This is a genomic window from Kaistia sp. MMO-174 (genome assembly GCF_037147815.1).
GTDB classification, from domain to species: Bacteria; Pseudomonadota; Alphaproteobacteria; order Rhizobiales; family Kaistiaceae; genus Kaistia; species Kaistia nematophila.
The window spans coordinates 592,394-617,053 of record NZ_JBBCUO010000004.1 but is presented as its reverse complement, the minus strand read 5'-3'; the positions used below and the strand labels follow the sequence as shown (position 1 = coordinate 617,053).

Here is a 24,660-nt window from a genome sequence, read left to right as displayed (position 1 = left end):
TCTCTCTACGATGAAACCATAAAAAACCCCGCCGCGCTCCAAAGCCGGCGGGGTTTTTGCATTCAAAACAAAAACACACACAACGAAGAACGAAGAACAGCGGCGCGGACGGCAAAAGCAAAACGGCATATGTGAACTCGATTCCAAGCTGCTGTTATCGCCAGGCTCTCAGTCGATCCGGACCGGCCCCCTATCTTGGGCGGGATCCTGAACCACAAAGAGCTTCCTCATGCCCCTCGCGCTCCTTGCCCTGACCGTCGGTGCCTTTGGCATCGGCGTCACCGAATTCGTCATCATGGGCCTCTTGATGGAGGTGGGCGCCGATCTGGGCGTCGCCATCTCGATGGCCGGCCTGCTCATCTCCGGCTACGCGTTGGGTGTAGTCGCCGGCGCGCCGCTGCTGACGGCGCTCACCGTCCGCTGGTCGCGCAAGACGACGCTGCTGACGCTGATGGCGATCTTCACGATCGGCAACGCCGCCTGCGCGGTGGCGCCCGACTATGCGAGCCTGATGGCCGCCCGCGTGCTGGCCGCCTTCGCGCACGGCACCTTCTTCGGGGTCGGCTCGGTCGTGGCCACCACCCTGGTGGCGCCGGATCGCCGCGCTTCGGCGATCGCCATCATGTTCACCGGCCTGACGGTGGCCAATGTCCTCGGCGTGCCCTTCGGCACGTGGCTCGGCCAGGCCTATGGCTGGCGCGCGACCTTCTGGGCGGTGGCCGGCGTCGGCGTGGTCGCGTTCGTGGTCATCGCGCTGCTGGTGCCGCGCGACGTGCCGGATGCCGACGCGCCGGACCTGAAGCGCGACCTCAAGGCGCTGATGCGTCGGCCGGTCCTGCTCGGCCTGCTGACGACCGTGCTCGGCTATGCCGGCCTGTTTGCCGTCTTCACCTATATCGTGCCGCTTCTGACCGAGGTTACCGGCCTGCCGCAGGCGGCCGTGTCGCCCATCCTGTTCGTCTTCGGCGGCGGCCTGATCGTCGGCAATCTGCTGGGCGGCCGGCTGGCCGATCGCAGGCTGGTGCCGACGATGCTCGGCAGCCTGCTCGTTCTCGCGGCCGTGCTGCTGGCGACCGGACCCGCCCTGCATCACCCGGCAGCCGCCGTGGTGATCATCGGCCTGCTCGGCGCATCGGCCTTCGCCACCGTGGCGCCTTTGCAGATGTGGGTGATCGAGCAGTCGCGCGGCGCCGGCCAGAGCCTCGCCTCGAGCTTCAACATCGCCGCCTTCAACCTCGGAAATGCCATCGGCGCCTGGATCGGCGGCGTTGTCATCGATCATGGCCCGGGGCTGGAAGGGGTCACCTGGGCCGCGGCGCTGCTGCCGATCGCCGCCTTCCTCGTGGCGCTGTGGGCGCTGCGCACGACGCCGGCGGCGCCCCGAAAGGTGGAACTCGCGACCGGCGGCTGCACGGACTAGTCGGGTTTCGACGCTCGGCGGCGCCGGCCCCGCCGGCGCCGTTCCTATTCGGCCGCGTCGACGGTGAGCGGCAGCATACGCTCGCGCGAGGCGGCGAGCAGGCGGGTCATCGCGTCGGCGGCCTCGGACGGCCGGCGGGCGAGGATCGCCGTGCGCACGGCGTCATGCAGGGCGATGTCCTCGTTCGGCTGCGCCGCGTGCTGCTGCAACAGCTCGGACGAGACGCGCAGCGCCGACTTGACGGCACTGCCGATCGTGACGAACAGGCCGTTATGCGAGGCGTTGATCACGGCGAGATGGAATCCGAGCGCCGATTCCGATGTCGCCTTGATCGGCAGCTTCTGCTCGTAGGCGGCGACGAGCTCGTGAAAATAGTGCTCGATCTTGCCGAAATCCTCGGCCGTGCCGTCGCGGGCCGCGAGAAACGAGGCGCGCGGCTCGAAGCAGAGCCGCATCTCGAAGATGTCCTCGACGATCTTCTGGTCGAACTGCGCCTGCAGGCGCCAGGCCAGCACGTCGCGGTCGAGCAGGTTCCATTCGGCAAACGGCAGCACGCGGGTACCGACCTTCGGCGAGACCTCGATCAGCCGCTTGCCGGCCAGGCTCTTCACCGCTTCGCGTATCGTCGTCCGGCTCACGCCATAGGTCTGGCAGAGCTCGCTTTCGATCGGCAACGACGTTCCGGGCAGGAATTCGCCGGAGACGATCCGGACGCCAATATGGTTGGCGACCTGCGCGCTCATCGTTCCTACCGGTAGAAGCTCGCGCTCCAGCATCACACTCTCTCCCGCCAAGTGTCATCCTTTACGCGGTTTGCGATGCGGAGGCCAAGACCCCGCATCCTGCTTCGGCCGGATTCCGGGGCTCGCGCCGCCGGCGTCCCCGCCCGTCGACAGGGCTGGAAGACCGGATTGACAAACCCCGGGATCAAAATCATGATCGAGGCATATGATAATACCATTGACCACCTCTTGGGGAGGGGCTCGGTTGGGAAATCGTATGCGGGGCCGAAAACGGGGATGTCCCAGTCCGGATGTTCCAAGCTCTGCCCTGGGGTGGTCGCGCGTCTTCGACGATGAGGAAGTCGGGGTGCGCGGTGATGAGGCAGGGCGGGACGACATGCAGGACGTGTCGGCCGCCGCGGCAGTGGAGCTACTCCGCCATCGGCGGGGCGAAATGAAAGTCGCCGGAGGACGGATCTTGTTGGGAGATCCGATGGGCGGCAACAAAGCGGAGGAAACGCGATATGCGAAAGTTTATGACGAAGGCGCTCGCCACGGCGGCGCTGCTGGCGATGACGGCAGGCGCCCAGGCGAAGGAGACGGTCGTCTGGTGGGACTTCCTGTCCGGCGGTGACGGCGTGCGGATGAAGGCGCTGCTCGACGAATTCAACAAGACGCATCCGGACATCGAGATCCAGGCCACCACGCTCGAGTGGGGCGTTCCCTTCTACACCAAGGTGCAGACCTCGGCCGCCGTCGGCGAAGGCCCCGACGTCATGACCTATCACCTGTCGCGCCTGCCGCTCGGCGTCGATTCCGGCGTCCTGCGCGAGATCTCCCCGGACGAGCTGAAAGCCGCCGGCATCGAGGCCGGCAACTACCAGCCGGCCAACTGGAAGGCCGCGCAGGTCGACGGCAAGCAGTATGCCGTGCCGTTCGATATCCATTCGGTCGTGCTCTACTACAACAAGGACCTGCTGAAGAAGGCCGGCCTGCTCGGCGATGACGGCCTGCCGAAGGGTCTCGACGGTCTCGAGAACTTCGACGCCGCGCTGCAGAAGCTGAAGGATGGCGGCACCGACTACGGTGTCTCGATCCACAGCGCGACCGGCGATTCGCAGTGGCGCATCTTCTATTCGCTGCTCGGCCAGCAGGGCGGCGAGTTCCTGAAGGACGGCAAGATCCTCGACGGCGATAACCTCGACAAGGCCGTCAACGCCGCTGCTGCCGTCGCCAAGTGGACGACGTCGGGCTGGGCGCCGAAGCAGGTCGATTATCCGGCCTCGGTCGCGCTCTTCACCTCGGGCAAGGCCGCGATGCACATCAACGGCGTCTGGGAAGTGCCGACGATGGTCGACCTCGCCAAGCAGGGCAAGCTCGGCTTCGAGTGGGGCGCGATCCAGCTGCCGACGCTGTTCGCGCAGCCGGCGACCTGGGCCGACTCGCACGCCTTCGCGATCCCGAACCGCAAGGGCAAGGAAATCTCGCCCGAGAAGCTCAAGGCCGTCCTCGCCGTCATCAAGTGGATGAACGAGAACAGCCTGTCCTGGGCTACCGCCGGCCACATCCCGGCCTTCCTCCCGGTTGCCGATAGCGCCGAGTTCAAGAAGATGGAGCCGAACGCGACCTACTCGACGCTCGCCAAGACCGCCGTCTTCGATCCGTCCTCGAAGATCGCCGGCGTCGCCTCGCCCGTCTATGACGCGGCCGGCAACTACCTGGTTCCCGCCATCAATGGCGAGAAGGACCCGAAGGAAGCGATGACCGAAATGCAGGAAGAGCTGCAGGGTCTCCTCGACGACTAACGCCGTCTGCAAGACCGCCCCCGGCCGGCATGCCCCGTCGCATGCCGGCCGGATCCCTCTTCCTCGGCGGAGCTTCGAGATCGCATGAGAAACCGTTACCGTGAGTATGCCTGGGCTCTCGCCTTCGTCGCTCCGTTCCTGATCGTCTATCTGGTCATCTTCATCTATCCGACGATCAAGATGATCGAGCTGACCTTTACCGATGCGCCGCTGATCGGCGACGGCAACTGGGTCGGCCTGAAGAATTACGTCAAGCTGTTCAAGGACAAGCTGTTCACGACGTCCGTGCTCAATACGGGCTATTTCGTGCTGCTGACCGTCATTCCGAACACGCTGGTCGGGCTCGGCATCGCGCTGATGGTCAATCGCCTGAAGGGCTGGACGCAGAGCGTTATCCTGGCGATGTTCTTTTTGCCCTACATCCTGCCGGTCTCGGTGATCTTCCTGATCTGGCGCTGGATCTTCGACGTCCAGTTCGGCATCGGCCAGTATGTGATCGAGTTCTTCTATGGCGAGCGCGTGCCGGTGTTCCGCAATCCGGTCTGGCTGATGCCCGCCGTCGCCTTCATCACCATCTGGTGGACCAACGGCTTCAACCTGCTGCTGTTCATCGCCGGCCTGCGCAACATTCCCCAGGACATGTATGACGCGTCGGCTCTCGACGGCGCCCGCCGCTGGCAGCAGTTCCGCTACATCACCTGGCCGCTGATCTGGCCGATCACGGCTCTCGTGCTGACGATCCAGCTCATCCTGCAGCTGAAGATCTTCGATCAGGTCTACCTGTTCACCATCGGCGGCCAGGCCAATCCGACCATGGTCATGGTGCAGTATGTCTACAAGCTCGCCTTCCAGATGAACAAGGGCGGCTATGGCGCGACCGTCGCCCTGGCGCTGTTCGCGATCATCGTCGTGTTCTCTGTGTTCCAGTATCAGTTGCTGCGCGTCAGGGGAGGCCGGTCATGAGCGCTACCGCGGAAACCAAGGTGCTGGCCGAACCGCGCGTCGACATGATGCGGATGCGGCGCTTCAACGCCGTCGGCCTCGCCCTCACGCTCCTGACCGTCGTCATCGCGGTGATCTGGGCCTTCCCGCTCTACTGGGCGATGGTCACGACGCTGAAGCCGGAATTCGAGGTGGTGGAGCCGGGCATACGCCTTTGGCCGAAGACCTTCACCATCGGCGCCTATCTCTATGTGCTGACGCACACCTCGATCGGCACCTGGTACGTGAATTCGCTGGTCACCTCCGGCGCTGTCACGGTGCTGGTGCTCCTGATGGGATCGACCTGCGGCTATGCGCTGTCGCAATTGCGCTTCCCAGGCCGCAGCCTCATCTGGCTGATGATCCTGGCCAGCTTCATGGTGCCGATCCAGACGCTGATCGTGACGCATTTCATCCTGATGAGCGATTTCGGGCTGATCAACACCTGGCTCGGCGTGATCCTGCCGCAGCTGATCGTTCCCGTCGTCGTCATCGTCTACAAGCAGTTCTTCGACAGCGTGCCGAAGGACTTTCGCGAGGCGGCGCGCGTCGACGGCGCCAACGAGTTCAACATCTTCTTCCGCATCTACCTGCCGATGAACTGGGGTGTGACGACGGCGCTCGCCATCATCACCTTCATCGGCGCCTGGAACAACTTCCTCTGGCCGTTCCTCGTCTCCACCTCGGAATCGACGATGAACGTCACGGTCGGCATCACCCAGGTCAAGGATGCGTTCGGCGTGCAATACGCCCGCGAGATCGCCGGCGCCGTCATGGCCGGCCTCCCTGTCGCGATCGCCTACCTGCTTTTCCAGCGTCGCGTGACGCAGGCGATCATGCTTTCCGCCGGCATCAAGGGCTAGCGGCACTTCACCGTCGCCGCCCGGCTCCGGCCGGCGGCGATCCCCTCCCACGTTTACTGCAGATCAATTCGAGAGCTTTCCATCCATGTTGAACGCCAAACTCATCGTCGACCGCGACTTTGTCGTCTCCGAACTCGACCGGCGCATGTTCGGCACCTTCGTCGAGCATATGGGCCGCTGCGTCTATGGCGGCATCTACGAGCCCGGCCACGCCACCGCCGACGAGGATGGCTTCCGCGGCGACGTGCTGGAGCTGACCAAGGAACTCGGCACCACCATCGTCCGCTATCCCGGCGGCAATTTCCTCTCGGGCTACAATTGGGAGGACGGCGTCGGCCCGGCCGACAAGCGCCCCGTCCGCCGCGACCTCGCCTGGTTCTCGACCGAGACCAACCAGTTCGGCACCAACGAGTTCATGAAGTGGGCCAAGAAGGCCGACATCGAGCCGATGTTCGGCGTCAATCTTGGCACCAAGGGTCCCGACGAGGCGCGCCAGTTCCTCGAATACTGCAACCATGAGGGCGGTTCGGCGCTGTCGGACCTCCGCAAGGAGCATGGCTACGAGAAGCCGCACGACATCAAGTTCTGGTGCCTCGGCAACGAGATGGATGGTCCCTGGCAGATCTGCCACAAGACCGCCGAGGAATATGGCCGCGTCGCGCTCGAGACGGCCAAGGTGATGCGCTGGGTCGATCCGACCATCCAGCTCGCCGCCTGCGGCTCGTCCCACCGCAACATGCCGACCTATGGCTCCTGGGAATACCAGGTCCTTGATCATTGCTATGACGAGGTCGATTTCATCTCGCTGCACACCTACTTCAACAACCATGCGGATTCGGCCGCCGAATATTTCGGCGTCATCGAATTGCTGGATGCCTTCATCAAGGAAGTCGCGGCGATCTGCGACGCGGTCGGCGCCAAGCGCCGCTCGCACAAGAAGATCATGCTGTCGCTGGACGAATGGAACGTCTGGTACAAGACCCACAAGATCGAGCACATGCGCGTTCCCGGCTGGCCGGAAGCGCCGAAGCTGATCGAGGAAGTCTACAATGCCGAAGACGCGCTGATCGTCGGCGGCGCCCTGATCGCCATGCTGAACAACGCCGATCGCGTCAAGACGGCCTGCCTGGCGCAGCTCGTCAACGTCATCGGCCCGATCATGACGGAAACCGGCGGCGCCGCCTGGCGCCAGACGATCTTCCATCCCTTCGCGCTCGCCTCGAAGTACGGCCATGGCCGCGTGCTGAAGAGCGTGGCGGAGTCGCCGTCCTATAGCGCCAAGACCTTCCCCGAGATCCCCTATCTCTATGCGACGGTGATCGACAATCCGGCCGATGGCACCACGACGGTGATCGCGCTCAACCGGAGCCTGACGGATTCGATGGACGTCGAGGTCGAGCTGCGCGGCCTTGGCAAGGATCGCGAGCTCGTGCACGCGACCGAGCTGCACCATTCGAACCTGAAGGCCGTCAACACCAAGGACGCGCCCAACACGGTCGCGCCGAAGGAGAACAAGGACGTCACCATCGACGGCGAGCGCCTGACGCTGCGCCTGAAGCCGGCCTCGTTCAACGTCATCACGACGAAGGCGACCGCTGCCGCCTGAGCCTCCGGCTCCTGAATGCCGCCTGACGGCGGCCTGCGCCCGCATCCGATGGATGCGGGCGTTTCTTTTGGCCCGGAAGCGCGGATTGCCGGCGCGAAGCTGCGTCCGTTCGCCCGAAATCGCCGGCGGCTGCAATCGGTCGCGTTGCGAAGTCGGCCGGGTGACCCTATGACATCGGCATGGCCCTTCTCGATCTCGCCAATCCGACGCGCTTCATGTCGTTGACCGACCGCCTGCTGCCCTGGCTCTGGGGCGCGGCGCTGCTGGTGCTCGGCACCGGCCTCTATCTCGGCCTCTTCGTCGCGCCCGCCGACTACCAGCAGGGCGAGACGGTCAAGATCATGTTCATCCATGTTCCGGCCGCCTGGCTCGCCATGTTCGGCTACGGCATGATGGCGGTCTCGGCGCTCGGCACGCTGATCTGGCGCCATCCGCTCGCCGACGTCGCCGCCAAGGCGACCGCGCCGGTCGGCGCCGCCTTCACGCTGATGGCGCTCCTGACCGGCTCGCTCTGGGGCAAGCCGATGTGGGGCACCTGGTGGGAATGGGATGCCCGCATGACCTCGGTGCTGATCCTGTTTCTGATGTATCTCGGCCTGATCGCGCTCTGGAACGCCATCGAGGACCCGATCAAGGGCGGCCGCGTCGGCGCCGTGCTGATCCTGGTCGGCTCGATCAATCTGCCGATCATCAAGTTTTCCGTCGACTGGTGGAACACGTTGCACCAGCCGGCCAGCGTCTTCCGCATGGGCGGTTCGACGATCGACGCCAGCATGCTCTATCCGCTCCTCATCTCGGCCGTCGGCGCCACGCTGCTGTTCCTGGCGCTCAGCGTCATGGCGATGCGCAACGAGATCCTGCGCCGGCGGATCCGCGCGCTCCGCCTCGTCGCCGCCGCCACTCCGGCCGGAGCCCAGGCATGATCGAAACCTTCGGGCCGCATGCCGGCTTCATCCTGGCCGCCTATGGCGTCAGCGCCGCCATCGTCCTCGCCCTGTTCGGCTGGATCCTTCTCGACGGCATCTCGCTGCGCCGGACGATGCGCGATCTCGAGGCCCGTGGCATCCGGCGCCGCTCTGCCCGCAAGGGGGCGGCCAAAGCCGCCGACGCCGCATCATGACCGAGGCAGGATCTTCGCAGGAGGCGCGGCCGCCGCGGTCGCTCGGCCGGCGGCTCGCCATCTGGGCGCCGATCGCCGCCTTCGCGGCGCTCGCCGTGATTTTCATCATCCGGCTGGAGCAGGGTGGCGACCCATCCCTGATTCCCTCGGCGCTGATCGGCCGGCCGGCGCCGGCGACCGTGCTGCCGCCGCTCGAGGGCCTCGACCGGCCCGGCATCGACGCGGCGGATTTCGCCGGCAAGGTGACGCTGGTCAATGTCTGGGCGTCGTGGTGCGTGCCTTGCCGCGAGGAGCATCCGATCCTGGAGAAGCTCGCGACCGACAAGCGCATAAATCTGGTCGGCATCAACTATAAGGACAAGCCGGCCAACGCGCTCGGCTTCCTTGGCCAGATGGGCAATCCCTACGCGGCTGTCGGCGTCGACGAGAAGGGGCGGAGCTCGATCGACTGGGGCGTCTATGGCGTGCCGGAGACGTTCCTGGTCGGGCGCGACGGCAAGATCCGCTTCAAGTTCGTCGGCCCGCTCAGCGACGAGAGCCTCGGAAAGGTGCTGATGCCGGAAATCGAGAAGGCGCTCGCCGGGTCCTGATCGACCATTGGGATATGCGGCACAGGGGCGCTGGCAGCTCCACCTTTACCTCTCCCGTGGGGAGAGGTCGGCTCGAAGAGCCGGGTGAGGGGGGAAATCGTCCGGTGAGGCTTCAGCCCCTCACCCGCCGGCCTTCGGCCGTCGACCTCTCCCCATGGGAGAGGTGCAGACCTTCACTCCTCAGCGCGTCGGCTGCGTTTCGGTTTTTTCGTCCGGAATCGTCGTGCGGGTGATCAGCGGCAGCTGGAACAGGGTGAACAGGAAGGTCAGCGGCATGATGCCGAACACCTTGAAGTTCACCCAGAGATCGGTTGCCGCCTTCGGATCGGCGAGATAGGCGTCTGCGCCCTTCCAGACCACCACGTTCAGCACCGCTAAGGCCAGGAAGAACAGGCCCCAGCGGAAGGTCAGCTTGCGCCAGCCCTCGTCGGTCAGGCGGAAGACGCTGTCGAAGACATAGCCGAGCAGCGATCGGCCGAAGGCGAGGCCGCCGAGCAGGACCAGGCCGAACAGCGTGTTGACGATGGTCGGCTTCAGCTTGATGAAGGTGTCGTCGTGCAGCCAGAGCGTCAGGCCGCCGAAGACAACGACGACCACGCCGGTGACGAGCGGCATGATCGGCAGCTTGCGCGTCAGCGCGTAGGAGACGGCGAGCGCCGCCAGCGTCGCCGCCATGAACAGCCCGGTCGCCCAATAGATGTCGGCGCGCGCATTGGCGAAGAAGAACACGCCGAGCGGTCCGAGTTCCAGCGCGAGCTTCAGGAGCGGGTTCAGCTCCTTGCGGGCGGGATCGTTGGGCGCGCGTTCGATTTCGAGGGTCATGTCCAACTTTCGATGGTGATCGCGCTTTGAAATAGGGCGATCATCGCGGCTGATCTATGGCGCGCTTACGCTGCGATACCGGCGATGGCGCGGGCGAAGTCGTCGGCGGCGAAGGGCTCGAGGTCGTTGATGCCCTCGCCGACGCCGATGAAGTGAATCGGCAGGCCGTATTTCGCGGCGATGGCGACGAGGATGCCGCCGCGCGCGGTGCCGTCGAGCTTGGTCATCACCAGGCCGGTGACGCCGGCGACGCGGCCGAAGATCTCGACCTGCTGCAGCGCGTTCTGGCCGGTAGTGGCGTCGAGGGTGAGCAGCACGCTGTGCGGCGCGGTCGGATCCTGCTTCTTGATCACGCGGATGACCTTCTCCAGCTCCGCCATCAGCTCGGTGCGGTTCTGCAGCCGGCCGGCGGTATCGATCATCAGCACGTCGGTGCCGTTCGCCTGCGCCTCCTTCAGCGCGTCGAAGGCGAGGCCGGCCGCGTCCGCGCCGATCGAGCGGGCGATGACGGCGGCGCCGGTGCGCTGGCCCCAGATCTTCAGCTGCTCCACCGCGGCGGCACGGAAGGTGTCGCCGGCGGCGAGCATCACCGAGCGGCCATCGGCGCGCAGCTTCGAGGCGAGCTTGCCGATCGTCGTCGTCTTGCCGGTGCCGTTGACGCCGACGACGAGGACGACATGCGGCTTGCGCGCCGGATCGATCACCAGCGGCTTCGCCACGGGTGCCAGAACCTTCGAGACTTCCTCGGCCAGCACGGCGCGGACCTCGTCGCCCTCGATCTCCTTGCCGAAGCGGCCCTTCTTCAGCGCTTCGGTGATGGCGGCGGCGGTGGTCAGGCCGAGATCGGCCTGGATCAGCACGTCCTCGAAATCCCCGAGCGTGTCGGCGTCGAGCTTGCGCTTGGTGAAGACCGAGACGATGCCGTCGGAGATCGCGCTCGACGAACGCGACAGGCCAGCCTTCAGGCGCTGGAACCAGTTCTGCTTCGGCGCCGGCTCGGGGGCGGGCGCCGGAGCGGCCGGAGCGGCGAAGAAGCCGGTCGGGCGCGGCGCTTCGACGGGCGCCGTGGCCGGGATTGGCTCGGCCTCGACGGGGGCGGGGACCGGCTCAGCCTCGACGACCGGCGCGGCCGGCTCGATGGCGACGGGCGCTTCGGGTTCGGCCGGAGGCGGCGCGGCCGCTTCGACCGTTTCGACGGTAGCCTCCGCCTCAACCGGCGGGGGCCCGGGAACCGGGGCCGGCGGTTCGACCGCAGCCGGCTCGACCGCGATCGGCTCGGGTGCGGCGACGGGCGCCTCCGCTACGGGCTCCGGCGCCGGGGCGGGTTCGGGCTCGGCCGGCTTCGGCGCACCGCCGCCGAAAAAGCGACGGAACAGGCCCTTCTTTTCTTCAGCCATGGTTCAGGCGGCCTCTGCGAGTGGGGTGGCGAGGAGGCCCGATGCCGTCCGTCCAACGATATGGGCCGGGACGAGCGTCCCGGCGGCGATGCCCGGCATGGAAACCGGGGTGAAATGCTCGGTGCGGCCGACGCCGCCCTTCTCCATCAGCACGTGGCGCGTGGCGCCGACCTCGCCGTCGAGATGGGCGGCGAGCGTCGCCTGGCCCTTTTCGCGCAGGCGCGCGGCGCGGGCCTTGATGGTCTGCGAATCGAGCTGCGGCATCCGCGCCGCCGGCGTGCCGGGGCGGGGCGAGAACGGGAAGACATGCAGATGCGTCAGCCCGCAATCGTCGACGAGCGCCAGCGAGTTCTCGAACATCGCCTCGCTCTCGGTCGGGAAGCCGGCGATGATGTCGGCGCCGAGGACGACGTCGGGCCGCAGCCGCCGGACCTGTTCGGCGAAGCGGATGGCGTCGGCGCGGCCGTGGCGGCGCTTCATCCGCTTCAGGATCAGGTCGTCGCCGTGCTGCAGCGACAGGTGGAAATGCGGCATCAGCCGCTCGTCCTCGCCGATCGCCCGCAACAGGGCGTCGTCGACCTCGATCGTGTCGATCGAGGAGAGCCGCAGGCGCGGCAGCTCGGGAACGAGCTTCAGGATCGTCGCGACCAGCGTGCCGAGGGTCGGCCGTCCCGGCAGGTCGCTGCCATAGGCGGTCATGTCGACGCCCGTCAGCACGATCTCGGCATGGCCGGTCTCGACCAGCCGGCGGATCTGCTCGACCACGGCGCCCATCGGCACCGAGCGCGACGGACCCCGGCCATAGGGGATGATGCAGAAGGTGCAGCGGTGGTCGCAGCCGTTCTGCACCTGCACGAAGCCGCGCGTGTGGCCGTCCATGCCGGCGATGAGATGGCCGGCCGTCTCGCGCACGGCCATGATGTCGGCGACCTGGACGCGCTCATGATCGGCGATCTGGAGCCCGAGCGGCCGATAGGCGGCGCTGGTCAGCTTTTCCGCATTGCCGAGAACGAGATCGACCTCTTCCATGGCGGCGAAGGTGGCGGATTCCGTCTGCGCGGCGCAGCCGGAGACGACGATCTTGACGTCGGGCCGCTCGCGGCGGGTCCGGCGGATCGTCTGCCGCGCCTGCCGGACGGCTTCCGCCGTGACCGCGCAGGTATTGATGATCACCGCGTCGGCAAGGCCGGCTTCCGCCGCCCGGTTCCGCATCACCTCGGTTTCGAGCGTGTTGAGGCGGCAGCCGAAGGTGATGGTCTCGATCGTCATGCGCGGCGGGCGACCGTGTCCGGCGCGACGTCGATGCGGATTTCGTCGCCGAGATTTCCCTGGCCGAGCGCAATCACGCCCTCATGCTCGAACTCGGCCGCGCCGGTCATCAGGATGTGGTTGTCGGCGCGCCATTCGATGTTGAGGACGCCGCCCGGCAGGCGGACGTCGACGATGCGGCCGGTCTTGCCGAGGCGGGCGGCGGAGACGGCGGTGGCGCAGGCGGCCGAGCCGCAGGCCAGCGTCAGTCCGGCGCCGCGCTCCCAGACGCGCAGCGTGATCGAATGGTCCGACGTCACCTCGGCGATCGAGATGTTGGCGCGCTCGGGAAACATTGGGTCGCGCTCGAGGATCGGGCCGATGCGGCCGAGGTCGATCGCCTCGACGTCCTCGACCCAGTAGATGACATGCGGATTGCCGATATTGGCGGCCGACGGGCGCGACAGGATCGGCGCGTCGACGGGGCCGAAGCTCAGATCGATGGCGCGCGTGTCCTCGAACGGCACGGCAAGCGGGATTTCGGCCCAACCGAACCGCGGCTCGCCCATGTCGACGGTGATCGCGTCGGCGTTCCGGGCTCGCACGTCGAGCAGCCCGGCCGAGGTTTCGAGCTTGATCGCCTCGCGGCCGCTTTCGCGGTTCAGGACGAGCGCGACGCAGCGCGTGCCGTTGCCGCAGGCGCCGGAGAGCGAACCGTCGGTGTTGAAGATCGTCATGAAGGCGTCGGTGCCGGCGCTCTTCGGCGGCTCGATCACCATTAGCTGGTCGAATTCCGTGCGCGGGTCGGCGGCGATGGCGCGCGCCTGGCTTGCATCGAGGCGCGTTTCGGCGCCGCGCATGTCGAGCACGGTGATCCGGTTGCCGATGCCGTTCATCTTGGCGAAGGGGGCGTTCATGACGTTCCGATCATCACGCTTCCGGAGCGGTGCCGGAAGCCGAGGTTGTCGGGGCATATATGGCGGAAAGATCAGAGAAATTCCATACTGCCGCTGAGTTTCGCCGGTGCGAACCGGTCTTCCGGCCGGGCGTCGAAGCGATTTGCGGCGCCGTCACCGGTCGACATGACGAATTCTGAATGAAAATCGGCGGCAAAACAGGGGGGAAGTGACGTAATCTCATCTCCGCCGCAGGCTTCCTCTCTCGCCCGACTTGCGGGAGGACGCCGGGGCTGCTTCACTGGCGGGCCACGTCGCAAGGATCTCGCTCGCCTCTCGCACGCCCCGTCATCATCCGCCCGCACCGGGCCGAGACCGGGCGTCGCCTTCCGTTACGGACATATCCATGTCGCTCGACATCGCTACCCGCGTGTACAATCACGGCTTCCGCATCGACCCGATCGTGCGGACGCTGCTCGATACGGACTTTTACAAGTTCCTGATGTTGCAGCTGATCCGGGCGAAATCGCCGGATGTGCGGGCGACCTTCGGCTTGATCAACCGCACCAAGTCCGTGCGGCTGGGCGAGGTCATCGACGAGCAGGAACTGCGCGACCAGCTCGATCACGCGCGGACGCTGCGCTTCCAGAAGAACGAGCTGATCTGGCTCGCCGGAAACACGTTCTATGGCGTGAAGCAGATCTTCAAGCCGGATTTCCTCGACTGGCTCGAGGACTTCCAGTTGCCGGAATACGACCTGCGCCGCACTGAGGACGGTCAGTACGAGCTTCTCTTCGAAGGCCTCTGGGCCGAGACGACGTTGTGGGAAGTGCCGGCGCTCGCCATCGTCAGCGAGCTGCGTGCCCGCGCCGCCATGAAGGGCATGAGCCGGTTCGAACTCGATGTGCTCTATGCCAAGGCGAAGGCCAAGCTCTGGGGCAAGATCGAGCGCCTGCGCGTGCTCGCCCAGGAAGGCCCGCTGAAGATCTCCGATTTCGGCACCCGCCGCCGCCATGGCTATCTCTGGCAGAAATGGTGCGTCGAGGCGCTGCAGGAGGGTCTCGGCGACAATTTCGTCGGCACCTCCAACGTCAAGATGGCGATGGCCGCCGGCCTCGAGGCGGTCGGCACCAATGCGCATGAGCTACCGATGGTCTATGCGGCGCTCGCCGAAAACGACGAGGCGCTGCGCGACGCGCCCTACCAGGTGCTGCGCGACTGGCAGGAAATGTATGACGGCAATCTGCTGGTCATGCTGCCGGATACCTATGGCACCACCCAGTTCCTGCGAAACGCTCCCGACTGGGTGCTGAACTGGAAGGGCCTGCGCCCGGATTCGAAGCCGCCGATCGAGGGCGCCGAGGAGGCGATCGCCTGGTGGCAGCTGCATGGCTGCGACCCGCGCGAGAAGCTGCTGGTGCTGTCGGACGGCATGGACATCGACACGATCGAGGAGGCGGCGCGCCATTTTCGCGGCCGGGTCAATCTCTCGATCGGCTGGGGCACCAACGTCACCAACGACTTCCGCCATTGCGCCCCGGACGGCAAGGACGACCGCCTGCAGGCGATCTCGCTGGTCTGCAAGGTGGTGTCTGCGAACGGCCGTCCGGCGGTCAAGCTTTCCGACAACGCCAACAAGGCGACCGGGCCGGTCGAGGAGATCGCCCGCTACCGCCGCGTCTTTGGCCACCAGGACCTGATGGCGCAGCCGCTGCTGGTCTGAGGGTTTGGGGGCCGACTACTCTTCGCTTGAAGCACGGCTCCCGTCATTCCTGCGAAAGCAGGAATCCATGCTGCGGCCAGGCTCGTACGCGTCGGAGCGAGCAAACTCATCTGCCATTCCGCCTGCTGGCGGAGCGCGGCGCCACCGGCGGGTGGGTCCCTGCTTTCGCAGGGATGACGGCGTGGGTGGCTCGCGGACAGTGCGCAAATGCCGGTTTTCTGCTGAGTCGCCCGTTCTCTCAGGGAGCTACCCCACCGGCGTACCCGAAAAATGCGGGCTCTGGAAATCGAGCCGCTGCAGGCCGCGGCGGACTTCGGCGTCGCGCATGAAAAGGTTCCAGATCAGGCCGGTCCGGTAGTTCTCGATCATGATGATCTGCGGACCCTGGTCGATGGCGAGATGGGTCTTCGCCACCCAGCCGGCGCTCTCGCTGAAGGCGTCGAAGAAGCCGTATTCGCCCCAGAGCCGGTCGCCCATGTCGTCATGGAAGTGACGAAGCGCCGGCAGAACGAGTTCCGGCGCATAGGGCAGGCTGGAGATCGCCGCCGTCGGCGCAATGACGCCGCGGTCGTTGTCGGGCGAATGCGCCGAATAGCCGGTGGGGTTGTCGCAGGCCGTCAGTCCCCAGCAGTCCGGGCCGTAGCCCTTGAAGCCGCCGGGATTTGCGACGCAATAGGCCTGGTTCAGCCGCGTGTGGGCGATGTTCTGCGCCCAGTAATCGGCATAGCGGTCGCTGAGCCCGCGCGGGTCGAGGCCGAGAAACGAATAATGCGCGAAGAAGAGCGGCCCGCCGCCATCCGGGCCGAGCGGCAGTTCGACGCCATATTGCGGCCGGCGGTTGATGAAGGTGCGGCTCTGGGCGAAGCCGTTGTGATAGGCGAGGGGCGGGATCGAATATTGCTCGGCGCCTGCGGCGAGCACGAACAGGATCAGGCACTCGTTCCAGCCGAGAATTTCGTGGTTCATCGCCCAGCCATGGTTCGGGCTCCAGTGCCAGTAGAGCCCGTCGCGGCCATCGCGGGTGAACCAGCTCCATTCGACGGCGCGGCGCATGTCGCCGATGCGGGCGCGCAGCCAGGGCTCCTTGCCGTCGTCGCGGTCGAAATAGACCTGCGCGGCGACCAGACCCTGGATCCAGAACGCCGTCTCGACCAGGTCGGCGCCATCGTCCTTGCGGGCATAGCGCACCACCTTGCCGGTCGTGCCGTTCATGAAGTGCGGATAGGCGCCGTGGAAGCTCTCCGCCTGCTCCAGGAAGCCGATCATCCGGTGCAGCCGATCGACCGCTTCGCCGCGCGAGATCCAGCCGCGCTCGACGGCGACGACGATCGCCATGACGCCGAAGCCGGAACCGCCGAGCGTGATCACCTCGTCATTGCCATGGGTACGGTCGCGGGCCAAGCCGCTTACCGGATGGGCGAAATCCCAGAAATAGCGGAAGCTCTGGCGCTGGACCCGTTCGAGCAGCGCGTCGTCGTCGAGCCGGGCGGTCGTGGCGGCAGCCTCCTCCGGCGGCCTAGTCGACGGGGCGGGGGCTCGACGGCTCGGCTTGCTTGGCTTGTTCATCCGGGATCGCTCGGGTTGGGACGAGGGCAGTGACGGAGTGGGGAGTGGGCGCTGGTGGAGCGGTGTCCACCAGATTGATCGTCCGCGTGTAGAAATCGCTGGTCGTGGCGCGATCTGAAACGGTCACCACGGCGGAACCGGCGAGATCCTGGTTGATGATCGAGGTGAAGATCCCGCGCTGGTTCTCGTCGAGCCCGTCGATGGTCTGCTCGGTGAACACCCAGCGCGGCTTCAGCAGGAGGAGACGGGCAAAGGTCAGCCGCTCCTCGTCGTCATAGGAGATTTCCTTGCCCCATCGCGCCTTGCGGTCGAGCGATCCGGCAAGGCGGCCGAGTCCGACGCGCTGCATCGCCTCTGTCAGCACCTCGTCGCGGAATCCGGCGGGATCGGACGGATAGGTGAGGGCGGCGCGCAGCGAGCCGTCGGGAACATAGGGGCGCTCGGGCATGAACATGACACTGGCACGCGGCGGCCGGCTGATCTTGCCGGATCCCCAGGGCCACAGCCCGGCCAGGGCCGAGAACAGCGCGCCATGGGCGGCGCCGGTGCGGTCGATGATCAGCACGCGGTCGCCGGGCGCGATCTCGACCGAGGTTTCGTCGAGCACGGCGCGCTGTCCCGTCCAGTCGACCGCGACATGGTCGAGCTCGAGATTGCCGAGCGGCTCGAGGTCATATTCGATGCGCTCGCCGCTGGAGCGCGGCTGCTCGAGCGTCACCAGCGCCTGGCGGAAGGTCATCACGCGGGCGAGCGTCGCGCGCCAGTCGGCGATCGAGCTGAAATTGTCGACGAACCAGCGCAGGCTGTTCTGCACCTGGTTGAAGGCGCCGACCACCATCATCAGTTCGCCGAAGGAGAGCGTGCCGCCAAAATAGGCGGGCGCCGCGATGACGATCGGCGCGACCAGGCCGATCCAGCCATAGCCAGCCGTAACCCATGTCAGCCGGGCGAGCGAATTGACGAAACGGCGCATCACCTCGATGACGCGACCGAGCTCGTCGTCGAGGCGCCGCTTCTCGTCCGCCTCGCCGGCGTTGAGGACGATGCCGTTGGCGTTCTCGTTGACCTGCACCATGGCGAAACGGAGATCCGCCTCGCGGGCATAGCGCTCGACGCCGATGCCGATCAGCGGCCGGCCGACGCGCCAGCTCACCCAGGAACCGGTCAGGGCGAAGATCAGCGCGCACCAGACCATGTAGCCGGGAATGGAGAAGCTGTAGTCGCCGACATGCAGCACCACGCCACTCGACAGCACCCAGAGCACGCCGACGAAGCTGATCAGGAGAAGCGTCGACTGGAACAGGCCGATGCCGAGGCCGGCGGAGAGCTCGGCCAGGTGGCGGGCATCCTCGTGCACGCGCTGGTCCGGGTTGATGCCGATGTCACCGGCGTCGCCGAGCAGCACCAGACGGCGCGGCGCCATCCACTGGGCGATGAGGTCACGCGTCAGCCATTGGCGGGACTGCAGTGTGATCATCTGCGCCAGCCAGGTCTGCGCGACGTTTAGCACGAGCAGCACGCCGGCGATGCCGAAGAACACCATCAGATAGTAGAGGAAGGACGAGAAGTTGCGCGTCTCGATCGCGTTGTAGAACGGGCTGTTCCAGCGGTTCAGCACCACCTGCATGCCGGCGGTGGCGATGATGACGGTGACGATGCCGACGGAGAGAAGCACGAAGGTGGGCCGGCCGGAAGAGTTCCACAACGCCGCGACGAAGGCCCTGAATTGCTGAATCAGTTCCGCGATTTCATCCGTCACGCCGTCTCCGGCGTCCGGCATGGAGTCATCAGGTCTTTCGGTCATTGCCTCGACGATCCGGCTTCGGCGCAGCAGAGCATACGCCCTGGCGTGAGATTATCGCGCATCATTCCATCCGGTGTCGCGCGGCGAATGCGGTTTCCCGAGCAAACTGTTGCCGAACAACATCAAGTCAAGTCGATGCGGCCAACCGTCCCGGTTGCGGCGCCGGCCGCCCGTCTCGCGCTCGCGCTGGCGACAGGCTAGCATCCGCGGGAAGTGGATTCCGGAACGGCCCTGAGGGAGCGGCGCGGACCGCCCGCCCGCCGCGCGGCAAGCGCGGGGGCCCGCGGCGCGACGGCTCCGGCCGGCTCCGGACGCGAAGCAGGGGTTCGGGAGGACCGCATGAGCCAATTCATCCTGGCGATCGACCAGGGCACGACGTCGACCCGCGCCATCGTCTTCGACGAGACCTACCATGTGCGCGGTACAGGCCAGCAGGAGTTTCCACAGCATTTCCCGCGCTCCGGCTGGGTCGAGCACGATCCGGAGGACATCTGGCGCACGGTGCAGGAGACGATGCGATTCGCGCTCGCCAATGCCGGCCTCGCGCTGTCCGACATCGCCGCCATCGGCATCACCAACCAGCGCGAGACGACGATCCTCTGGGATCGCGCCAGCGGTCGGCCGATCCATAACGCCATTGTCTGGCAGGATCGTCGGACCGCGGAGCGCTGCGCCGCGATGAAGGCGGACGGGATCGAGCCGGCGCTCACCGCGAAGACCGGCCTGCTGCTCGATCCCTATTTCTCCGGCAGCAAGATCGGCTGGATCCTCGACCAGGTGCCCGGCGCCCGCGCCCGTGCCGAACGGGGCGAACTCGCCTTCGGCACGGTCGACACCTTCCTGCTCTGGCGGCTCACCGGCGGCCGCGTGCACGCGACCGACGCCACCAACGCGTCGCGGACGCTGCTGTTCGATATCCGCAGCGGCGAATGGGACGACGAGCTTTTGGCGCTGTTCGGCGTGCCGCGCGCGATCCTGCCGGAGGTGCGCGATTCGGCCGCCGATTTCGGCGTCACCGACCCGGCGGTGGTCGGAGCCGCCGTTCGCATTGCCGGCATCGCCGGCGACCAGCACGCCGCGACGCTCGGCCAGGCCTGCTTCCGGCCCGGCATGCTGAAATCGACCTATGGCACAGGCTGCTTCGCTTTGCTCAACACCGGCGCGGACCTGGTCCAGTCGAAGAACCGGCTGCTCACCACCATCGCCTACCGGCTCGACGGCAAGACGACCTATGCGCTGGAAGGCTCGATCTTCGTCGCCGGCGCGGCGGTGCAATGGCTGCGCGACGGACTGCGCATGCTGGAGCGCGCCGATCAGGCCGGCCCGATGGCGGCCGAGGCGGACCCGCACCAGAACGTCTATCTCGTGCCGGCCTTTACCGGCCTCGGCGCGCCGTGGTGGGACGCCGAAGCGCGCGGCGCGCTGTTCGGCCTGACGCGCAATACCGGACCGAACGAGTTCGTGCGCGCGGCGCTCGAATCCGTCTGCTACCAGACGCGAGACCTGCTCGACGCCATGCGGCGCGACTGGACCCGCGCCGGGGAGACCGTGCTGCGCGTCGACGGCGGCATGGTGGCGAGCGACTGGACCATGCAGCGTCTCGCCGACATCCTCGACGCGCCGGTCGATCGGCCGGTGGTTCTGGAGACGACGGCGCTGGGCGCCGCCTGGCTTGCCGGCCGGCAGGTCGGCGTCTGGCCGGCCGAAGACGGCTTCGCGGCGAGCTGGCGGCTCAACCAACAGTTCCTGCCGCACATGGCGGCCGACCTCCGCGAGGCGAAGCTCGCCGGCTGGCGCGACGCCGTCCGCCGCACGCTGACCGGAGGCTGAGCGGCCGGCTGTGACGGCGGTCATCCTCCCGTTACGGAATGTCTGCTAGTATGGCGGTTTCTGTCAGGAGGGTGCCATGCCCCGCAGAATCGCAATGGCCTTCGCCTTCGTGGCGTTCTCGAGCCTCGTCGTCACCGGGGCTCTTGCCGAAAAGGACCGGCCGGCGGGTTCGCCCGCCGGGGCGGCATGCGGCAAGATTGATCGCTGCACGCCGCCGCTCGGCGAACCAGACGGCAAGCCGACGCAGAACCGGACGGACAAGAGCCGGCACGACACGGTTAAGAACTCGATCAACAATGTCCGTTGACCGGTCCCGCATGACCGCGTGCCGGCTTTCGCGCCGCGGCTACAGCTTGCCGAGATAGTCGGCCTTGCCGATGGCGATGCCTTTGTGGCGCAGGATGTCGTAGGCTGTCGTCACGTGGAAGAAGAAGTTCGGCAGCGCATGGCCGAGCAGATACGCCTTGCCGTCGAGCTGCACCGCGCCGTTTCTCATCGAGATCGTCCGCGCCTCGCCGCCGTCGAAGGCCTCGGGCGGTATCGACTTCAGGAAATCGACGGTGCGGCCGATGCGGGCCCTGAGCTCGGCGATCGTCGTCTCCGTGTCGGCGAAGCTCGGATTGTCGACGCCGGAAAGGCGGGCGCCGGCGCCCTTGGCGGTGTCGCTGGCGCGCTGGATCTGTCCGGCGAGCGGCAGCATGTCGGGCGCGAGTCTCGCCTCGACCAGCTTTTGCGGATCGGCGCCGTCCGCCGCGCTCTGCGCCGCAGCCTTGTCGAGGATGGCTTCCAGATTGCCGAAGGCCCGGAGGAAGACCGGGATCGAAACCTCATAGATCGATAGCGCCATGGTGATCTCGGATGGTTGGCGCGCGGGAGGGTTCCGTCGCGCGCGGGTGCGGGACTGGAACATGGGCGTGCGGCCGGATCCGTTTCAAGGGGCGGCGGAAGAGATCGTGGGGGAGGGGCGCGGCGGCGGCGATGGCCGGAAAAGCGCGCATAAAAAAGCGCCCGTCGGGGAGGAGGTCGACGGGCGCTCTAGTTGACGGTGCCACACAAGGGAGGAGGTTTGTGGGCACCTAATCGCAGGGAACAAGGGAGGAGGTTTGTTCCCAGACGAACCGTGAAATTCTCAGTAACCGGCGGCCTGCTTGGCGATCGCCTTGATGTCGTGGCGGCTGATGCCCAGATCAGCGAGCTCGCGGCTGTCGAGGCGCGACAGTTCGCTGCGGGTCTCGCGATACTTGAGCCAGGTCTTGTAGGAGTTCATGAGGTTCATTGCCATCATCTGTTCCTTTCCTGCCAGCCGCTTCATCTTCGTCATCTTGGCGCCGGATTGCTCTGTCGCCGTCTTGATGATTGGAATTTAGTCGGACCGGCCGGGAATGAGCAGTGCGAAAAAACTCATGCCAGCATTGCACTGAATGCAGAGCAACATGGACGGCAAATGCAATGTTGCAGTGCACAAATAGCTTTGACGCTATCGGAAACTGCGACCTTACGTTGCCGTAAGGCGCGCGCCGGGCCAGGCGGGCGCTGCGTCAGCCGCATCCGAGGGCGCTTTGACGTGGAAATGGGGCCGAATCATGCCGCGTTGCCGATGGAGTCCGGACCCTAGCGCGCGACGACGGCCAGCGTCGCCACCACCACGCACGCTGCCCAGAGGCCGGTCAGGCCGATCTGGCCATAGGTGAAGGCGCCGAGCACCGCGCCGAAGCACAGCGAGCCCCAGAGCCAGAGGCTCGACACCCAGCCCCATCGGTCGCCGCCCTGCAGCGCCATAGCCAGCCGCTGGCCTACCTTGACCAATGCGCCGGTGACATAGGTCAGGCCGATGCCGGGGCTGCCATTGCGCTGGAACACGGCGTTCTCGACCCCCATGGCGAGCGCCATGGCGATGCTGCCGATGATGGCGAAGGGGAAATTGTCGGAGACGGCGGCGACCGCCAGCAGCGCAGCCTCCGTCCAGAGTATCGCGGCGCGCCGCTCGCGCTTGCCGTCGAGGCCGACCAGCGAGCCGAGCGCGGCGCCGATGACGAACAGCACGATGATGCAGGCGATCTGCGCCGCCTTCATCCAGTCGCCCGAGCCGATGTCGACGCCGAGCCGGGTCGTGTTGCCGCTCATGAACGACACGAACACGCCGCCGAGATGGCGGAAACCCATGGCGTCGACATAGCCGGCGACGCCGGCAAGCAGATAGGCGAGCGCCCTTTGTCTTCTCGTATAGTCCATCATGGCGGCGAACCGGCGGTACGGAGGGAAGGATGCGCAAGGATTGCCGCGTCCCGGTTAAGAATTTTTAACCCTACTTGCGCAAATTGCTGTCGATGACCGTGCAATTTGCCGCGTTCCCGGCATGGAGAGCCCGCCTTGTTCGTCACCTGTGTCCGAGTGGCGCTTGTTCCCTCCTTTCTGATGTTCGGCGCCGTCGCGCTTCGCGCGGAAGAATGGCGTGAGCCCTACCCGGAGGCGCCGCAGCCGGAGCGGTACTATTCCGAACCGGCCTATGCCGAACCCGCCTATGCCGAACCCGCCTATGCCGAGCCGCGCTACGCGCCGGCCGAGCCGCAGCGCTATGTCGAGCCCGCGGCGCCGGCCGCCGCGCCGGTTGCCGTCCGCCGCAAGCCGACCGCGCCGCTTTCGGCCGAGTTCATCGCGCTCGCCAACGAGGCGCCGCTTTCCGGCAATCTGGCGAAGAGCGACAAGCCCGATCCGCAGGTGGTCAAGCTGCAGGTCCTGCTCGACCGCGTGCATGTCTCGCCGGGCGCGATCGACGGCCGCTCGGGCGGCAATCTGAACAAGGCGATTTCGGCGCTGCAGAGCATGCACAGCCTGCCGGCCAGCGGCCGCCTCGGCCCCGATATCTGGGACATCCTGCAGGCGGCGTCGGAGCGGCCGGTGCTGATGGACTACACGATCAGCGACAAGGACGTCGCCGGGCCGTTCGTGCCGGTGATGCCGAAGGACTATGCCGAGATGGCCGCGCTGCCGAAGCTTGCCTATCGCGACCCGGCCGAGCTGCTGGCCGAGAAGTTCCACATGGACGAGAATTTCCTGCGCAACCTCAATCCGGATGCCGATTTCAGCCAGGCCGGCACGATCATCACCGTCACCGATGTCGGTTCCAACGCCAGGGCCAGGGTGGCGCATCTGGTCGCCGATGCCAGCACGCGGCAATTGCTCGGCTACAACGAGAACTGGGATGTCGTCGTCGCCTACCCAGCGACGATCGGCAGCGCCGACCTGCCGTCGCCGTCGGGCATCCACGCCGTCAAGGCGGTGGCCGAGAACCCGGAATACTGGTACCGGCCGAAGGTCAATTTCCAGCAAGGCAACAACGACAAGCCGCTGAAGCTCGCCTCCGGTCCCAACAATCCAGTCGGCACCGTCTGGATCGGCCTCGACAAGCCGACCTATGGCATCCACGGCTCGCCCGAGCCGAGCAAGATCGACAAGACCAACAGCCATGGCTGCCTGCGCCTCACCAACTGGGACGCGCAGGAACTGGTGAAGCTGGTCAAGGTCGGCGTCGACGTCGAGTTCGTCGACCAGACCCCGACGGCCTCCGTCGCCCCGGCCAAGCCCACGCCGGCGCAGGCGCCCTACGAGGCCGCGTCGAATTATGGCGGCTACCAGGAAATGCCGCCGCCGCCGCGCTGAGGCGACGGCCGCGCGATCCGCCTGCCACGCGATCCGCCTGCCACACCTGGCATAAATCGCCGTCGCGCCGCCGCGCGGGCTTGCCGCCCGCGCTTTCGGCTTGGTAGCTATGCCCCATCATTTCGACGAGGACACAGCATGAACCGCTTCGCACTTCCGCTGGCTCTGGCCGCCGTTTCGGTCGTCGCGGCCTTCTCCGCCGGCGAGAGCTTCGCCAAGTCGAAGGCCGCCGCCCCGGCCGAGGCTTCCGCCAAGGTTCGAGACGCTTCCTGCAAGCAGTCGCGCTGGGAGCTCAAGGGCGCCGGCGCCAAGACGATCGCCGAGGGCAGCCAGGATCGCGTCTGGCGCGTCTCGGTGGCGGGCGTCCCGGCCAAGGCTTCCGTCGTGCTGGAATATACCCGCTCGAACGGCACCAAGGGCGAGGTCGGCATGCCGTCGGGCTATGCGACGCTGGTCGAGGGTTCGTCGGTGCGCATGGTGCTTTCGAGCCCGGGCCTCGGCAGCGCCGTGGCCGTCGCCGGCACGATCAACGCACAGTGCAAGTAGTCCGGCCTCTCAGCCTGCCATGACCGTTCCAAACCGGCGCCTCTCGGCGCCGGTTTTTCTT

At 66.6% G+C, this 24,660-nt stretch carries 24 protein-coding genes; 14 read left to right on the top strand and 10 right to left on the bottom strand.

What is annotated here, in order from left to right:
• Positions 1-229: 229 nt before the first annotated feature.
• Complete coding sequence (locus WFK98_RS17860; protein ID WP_336801173.1) at positions 230-1,420, top strand: MFS transporter; 1,191 nt, start codon at positions 230-232, stop codon at positions 1,418-1,420.
• A 44-nt stretch (positions 1,421-1,464) separates the two neighbouring features.
• Here WFK98_RS17860 and WFK98_RS17855 read toward each other — a convergent pair whose 3' ends face one another.
• Positions 1,465-2,214: a FadR/GntR family transcriptional regulator gene (locus WFK98_RS17855; protein ID WP_266339071.1), complete on the bottom strand. Its 750-nt coding sequence runs from the start codon at positions 2,212-2,214 to the stop codon at positions 1,465-1,467.
• A 452-nt stretch (positions 2,215-2,666) separates the two neighbouring features.
• Here WFK98_RS17855 and WFK98_RS17850 point away from each other — a divergent pair, with 452 nt between their 5' ends.
• From WFK98_RS17850 to WFK98_RS17820, 7 genes are all read left to right on the top strand, one after another.
• A complete protein-coding gene (locus WFK98_RS17850; protein WP_266339070.1) occupies positions 2,667-3,947 on the top strand; it encodes an ABC transporter substrate-binding protein in 1,281 nt (426 codons plus the stop codon).
• A gap of 84 nt (positions 3,948-4,031) precedes the next feature.
• Complete coding sequence (locus WFK98_RS17845; RefSeq protein WP_266339069.1) at positions 4,032-4,910, top strand: carbohydrate ABC transporter permease; 879 nt, start codon at positions 4,032-4,034, stop codon at positions 4,908-4,910.
• 53 nt (positions 4,911-4,963) lie between these two features.
• Positions 4,964-5,791, top strand: coding sequence for a carbohydrate ABC transporter permease (locus tag WFK98_RS17840; protein ID WP_266339090.1), 828 nt, complete (start codon positions 4,964-4,966; stop codon positions 5,789-5,791).
• Between the two features lie 88 nt (positions 5,792-5,879).
• A complete protein-coding gene (gene arfA / locus WFK98_RS17835; protein ID WP_266339089.1) occupies positions 5,880-7,397 on the top strand; it encodes an arabinosylfuranosidase ArfA in 1,518 nt (505 codons plus the stop codon).
• Positions 7,398-7,576: 179 nt separating this feature from the next.
• Positions 7,577-8,320, top strand: coding sequence for a heme ABC transporter permease (locus WFK98_RS17830; protein ID WP_266339068.1), 744 nt, complete (start codon positions 7,577-7,579; stop codon positions 8,318-8,320).
• Positions 8,317-8,517, top strand: coding sequence for a heme exporter protein CcmD (ccmD, locus tag WFK98_RS17825; protein WP_266339067.1), 201 nt, complete (start codon positions 8,317-8,319; stop codon positions 8,515-8,517). The genes WFK98_RS17830 and ccmD overlap by 4 nt, the downstream gene beginning before the upstream one ends.
• Positions 8,514-9,107: a DsbE family thiol:disulfide interchange protein gene (locus WFK98_RS17820; RefSeq protein WP_336801172.1), complete on the top strand. Its 594-nt coding sequence runs from the start codon at positions 8,514-8,516 to the stop codon at positions 9,105-9,107. The genes ccmD and WFK98_RS17820 overlap by 4 nt, the downstream gene beginning before the upstream one ends.
• 180 nt (positions 9,108-9,287) lie before the next feature.
• On the opposite strand, the gene WFK98_RS17815 is transcribed toward WFK98_RS17820, so the two are convergent.
• The 4 genes from WFK98_RS17815 to dapF form a co-directional block, all read right to left on the bottom strand.
• Complete coding sequence (locus tag WFK98_RS17815; RefSeq protein ID WP_266339065.1) at positions 9,288-9,929, bottom strand: septation protein A; 642 nt, start codon at positions 9,927-9,929, stop codon at positions 9,288-9,290.
• 65 nt (positions 9,930-9,994) lie between these two features.
• Positions 9,995-11,326: a signal recognition particle-docking protein FtsY gene (gene ftsY / locus WFK98_RS17810; protein WP_336801171.1), complete on the bottom strand. Its 1,332-nt coding sequence runs from the start codon at positions 11,324-11,326 to the stop codon at positions 9,995-9,997.
• Between the two features lie 3 nt (positions 11,327-11,329).
• Entirely contained in the window at positions 11,330-12,595 is a 1,266-nt protein-coding gene (gene mtaB / locus WFK98_RS17805) for a tRNA (N(6)-L-threonylcarbamoyladenosine(37)-C(2))-methylthiotransferase MtaB (RefSeq protein WP_336801170.1), read from the bottom strand.
• Positions 12,592-13,491 carry a diaminopimelate epimerase gene (dapF, locus tag WFK98_RS17800; RefSeq protein ID WP_266339062.1) on the bottom strand — a complete coding sequence of 300 codons (900 nt, stop codon included), beginning with the start codon at positions 13,489-13,491 and terminating at the stop codon, positions 12,592-12,594. Before dapF ends, mtaB begins: the two co-directional genes overlap by 4 nt.
• A gap of 385 nt (positions 13,492-13,876) precedes the next feature.
• Between dapF and WFK98_RS17795 the strand changes: the two genes are divergently transcribed.
• On the top strand, positions 13,877-15,193 hold the full coding sequence (locus WFK98_RS17795; protein WP_336801169.1) for a nicotinate phosphoribosyltransferase: 1,317 nt from the start codon (positions 13,877-13,879) through the stop codon (positions 15,191-15,193).
• Positions 15,194-15,439: 246 nt separating this feature from the next.
• Here WFK98_RS17795 and WFK98_RS17790 read toward each other — a convergent pair whose 3' ends face one another.
• Entirely contained in the window at positions 15,440-16,759 is a 1,320-nt protein-coding gene (locus WFK98_RS17790; RefSeq protein ID WP_266339060.1) for a glucoamylase family protein, read from the bottom strand.
• Positions 16,710-18,518 carry an ABC transporter ATP-binding protein/permease gene (locus tag WFK98_RS17785; protein ID WP_336801168.1) on the bottom strand — a complete coding sequence of 603 codons (1,809 nt, stop codon included), beginning with the start codon at positions 18,516-18,518 and terminating at the stop codon, positions 16,710-16,712. The genes WFK98_RS17790 and WFK98_RS17785 overlap by 50 nt, the downstream gene beginning before the upstream one ends.
• A gap of 384 nt (positions 18,519-18,902) precedes the next feature.
• On the opposite strand from WFK98_RS17785, the gene glpK reads away from it, so the two are divergent.
• Both glpK and WFK98_RS17775 read left to right on the top strand, forming a co-directional pair.
• Positions 18,903-20,393, top strand: a complete 1,491-nt coding sequence (gene glpK, locus WFK98_RS17780; protein ID WP_336801167.1) for a glycerol kinase GlpK — start codon at positions 18,903-18,905, stop codon at positions 20,391-20,393.
• Between the two features lie 76 nt (positions 20,394-20,469).
• Positions 20,470-20,700: a hypothetical protein gene (locus WFK98_RS17775; RefSeq protein ID WP_266339057.1), complete on the top strand. Its 231-nt coding sequence runs from the start codon at positions 20,470-20,472 to the stop codon at positions 20,698-20,700.
• Between the two features lie 39 nt (positions 20,701-20,739).
• Here WFK98_RS17775 and WFK98_RS17770 read toward each other — a convergent pair whose 3' ends face one another.
• Complete coding sequence (locus tag WFK98_RS17770) at positions 20,740-21,240, bottom strand: DUF1993 domain-containing protein (protein ID WP_266339056.1); 501 nt, start codon at positions 21,238-21,240, stop codon at positions 20,740-20,742.
• On the opposite strand from WFK98_RS17770, the gene WFK98_RS17765 reads away from it, so the two are divergent.
• Complete coding sequence (locus WFK98_RS17765; protein ID WP_266339055.1) at positions 21,239-21,436, top strand: hypothetical protein; 198 nt, start codon at positions 21,239-21,241, stop codon at positions 21,434-21,436. The genes WFK98_RS17770 and WFK98_RS17765 overlap by 2 nt on opposite strands.
• An 86-nt stretch (positions 21,437-21,522) precedes the next feature.
• Here WFK98_RS17765 and WFK98_RS17760 read toward each other — a convergent pair whose 3' ends face one another.
• Positions 21,523-21,678, bottom strand: coding sequence for a DUF1127 domain-containing protein (locus WFK98_RS17760; RefSeq protein WP_420909624.1), 156 nt, complete (start codon positions 21,676-21,678; stop codon positions 21,523-21,525).
• A gap of 326 nt (positions 21,679-22,004) precedes the next feature.
• The gene (locus WFK98_RS17755) at positions 22,005-22,628 is read right to left on the bottom strand and encodes a YoaK family protein (RefSeq protein WP_336801166.1); all 624 of its coding nucleotides are present in this window, start codon (positions 22,626-22,628) and stop codon (positions 22,005-22,007) included.
• 135 nt (positions 22,629-22,763) lie between these two features.
• Here WFK98_RS17755 and WFK98_RS17750 point away from each other — a divergent pair, with 135 nt between their 5' ends.
• Both WFK98_RS17750 and WFK98_RS17745 read left to right on the top strand, forming a co-directional pair.
• Entirely contained in the window at positions 22,764-24,053 is a 1,290-nt protein-coding gene (locus WFK98_RS17750) for a L,D-transpeptidase (RefSeq protein ID WP_336801165.1), read from the top strand.
• Between the two features lie 138 nt (positions 24,054-24,191).
• Positions 24,192-24,599 carry a hypothetical protein gene (locus WFK98_RS17745; protein ID WP_266339052.1) on the top strand — a complete coding sequence of 136 codons (408 nt, stop codon included), beginning with the start codon at positions 24,192-24,194 and terminating at the stop codon, positions 24,597-24,599.
• Positions 24,600-24,660: the final 61 nt, after the last annotated feature.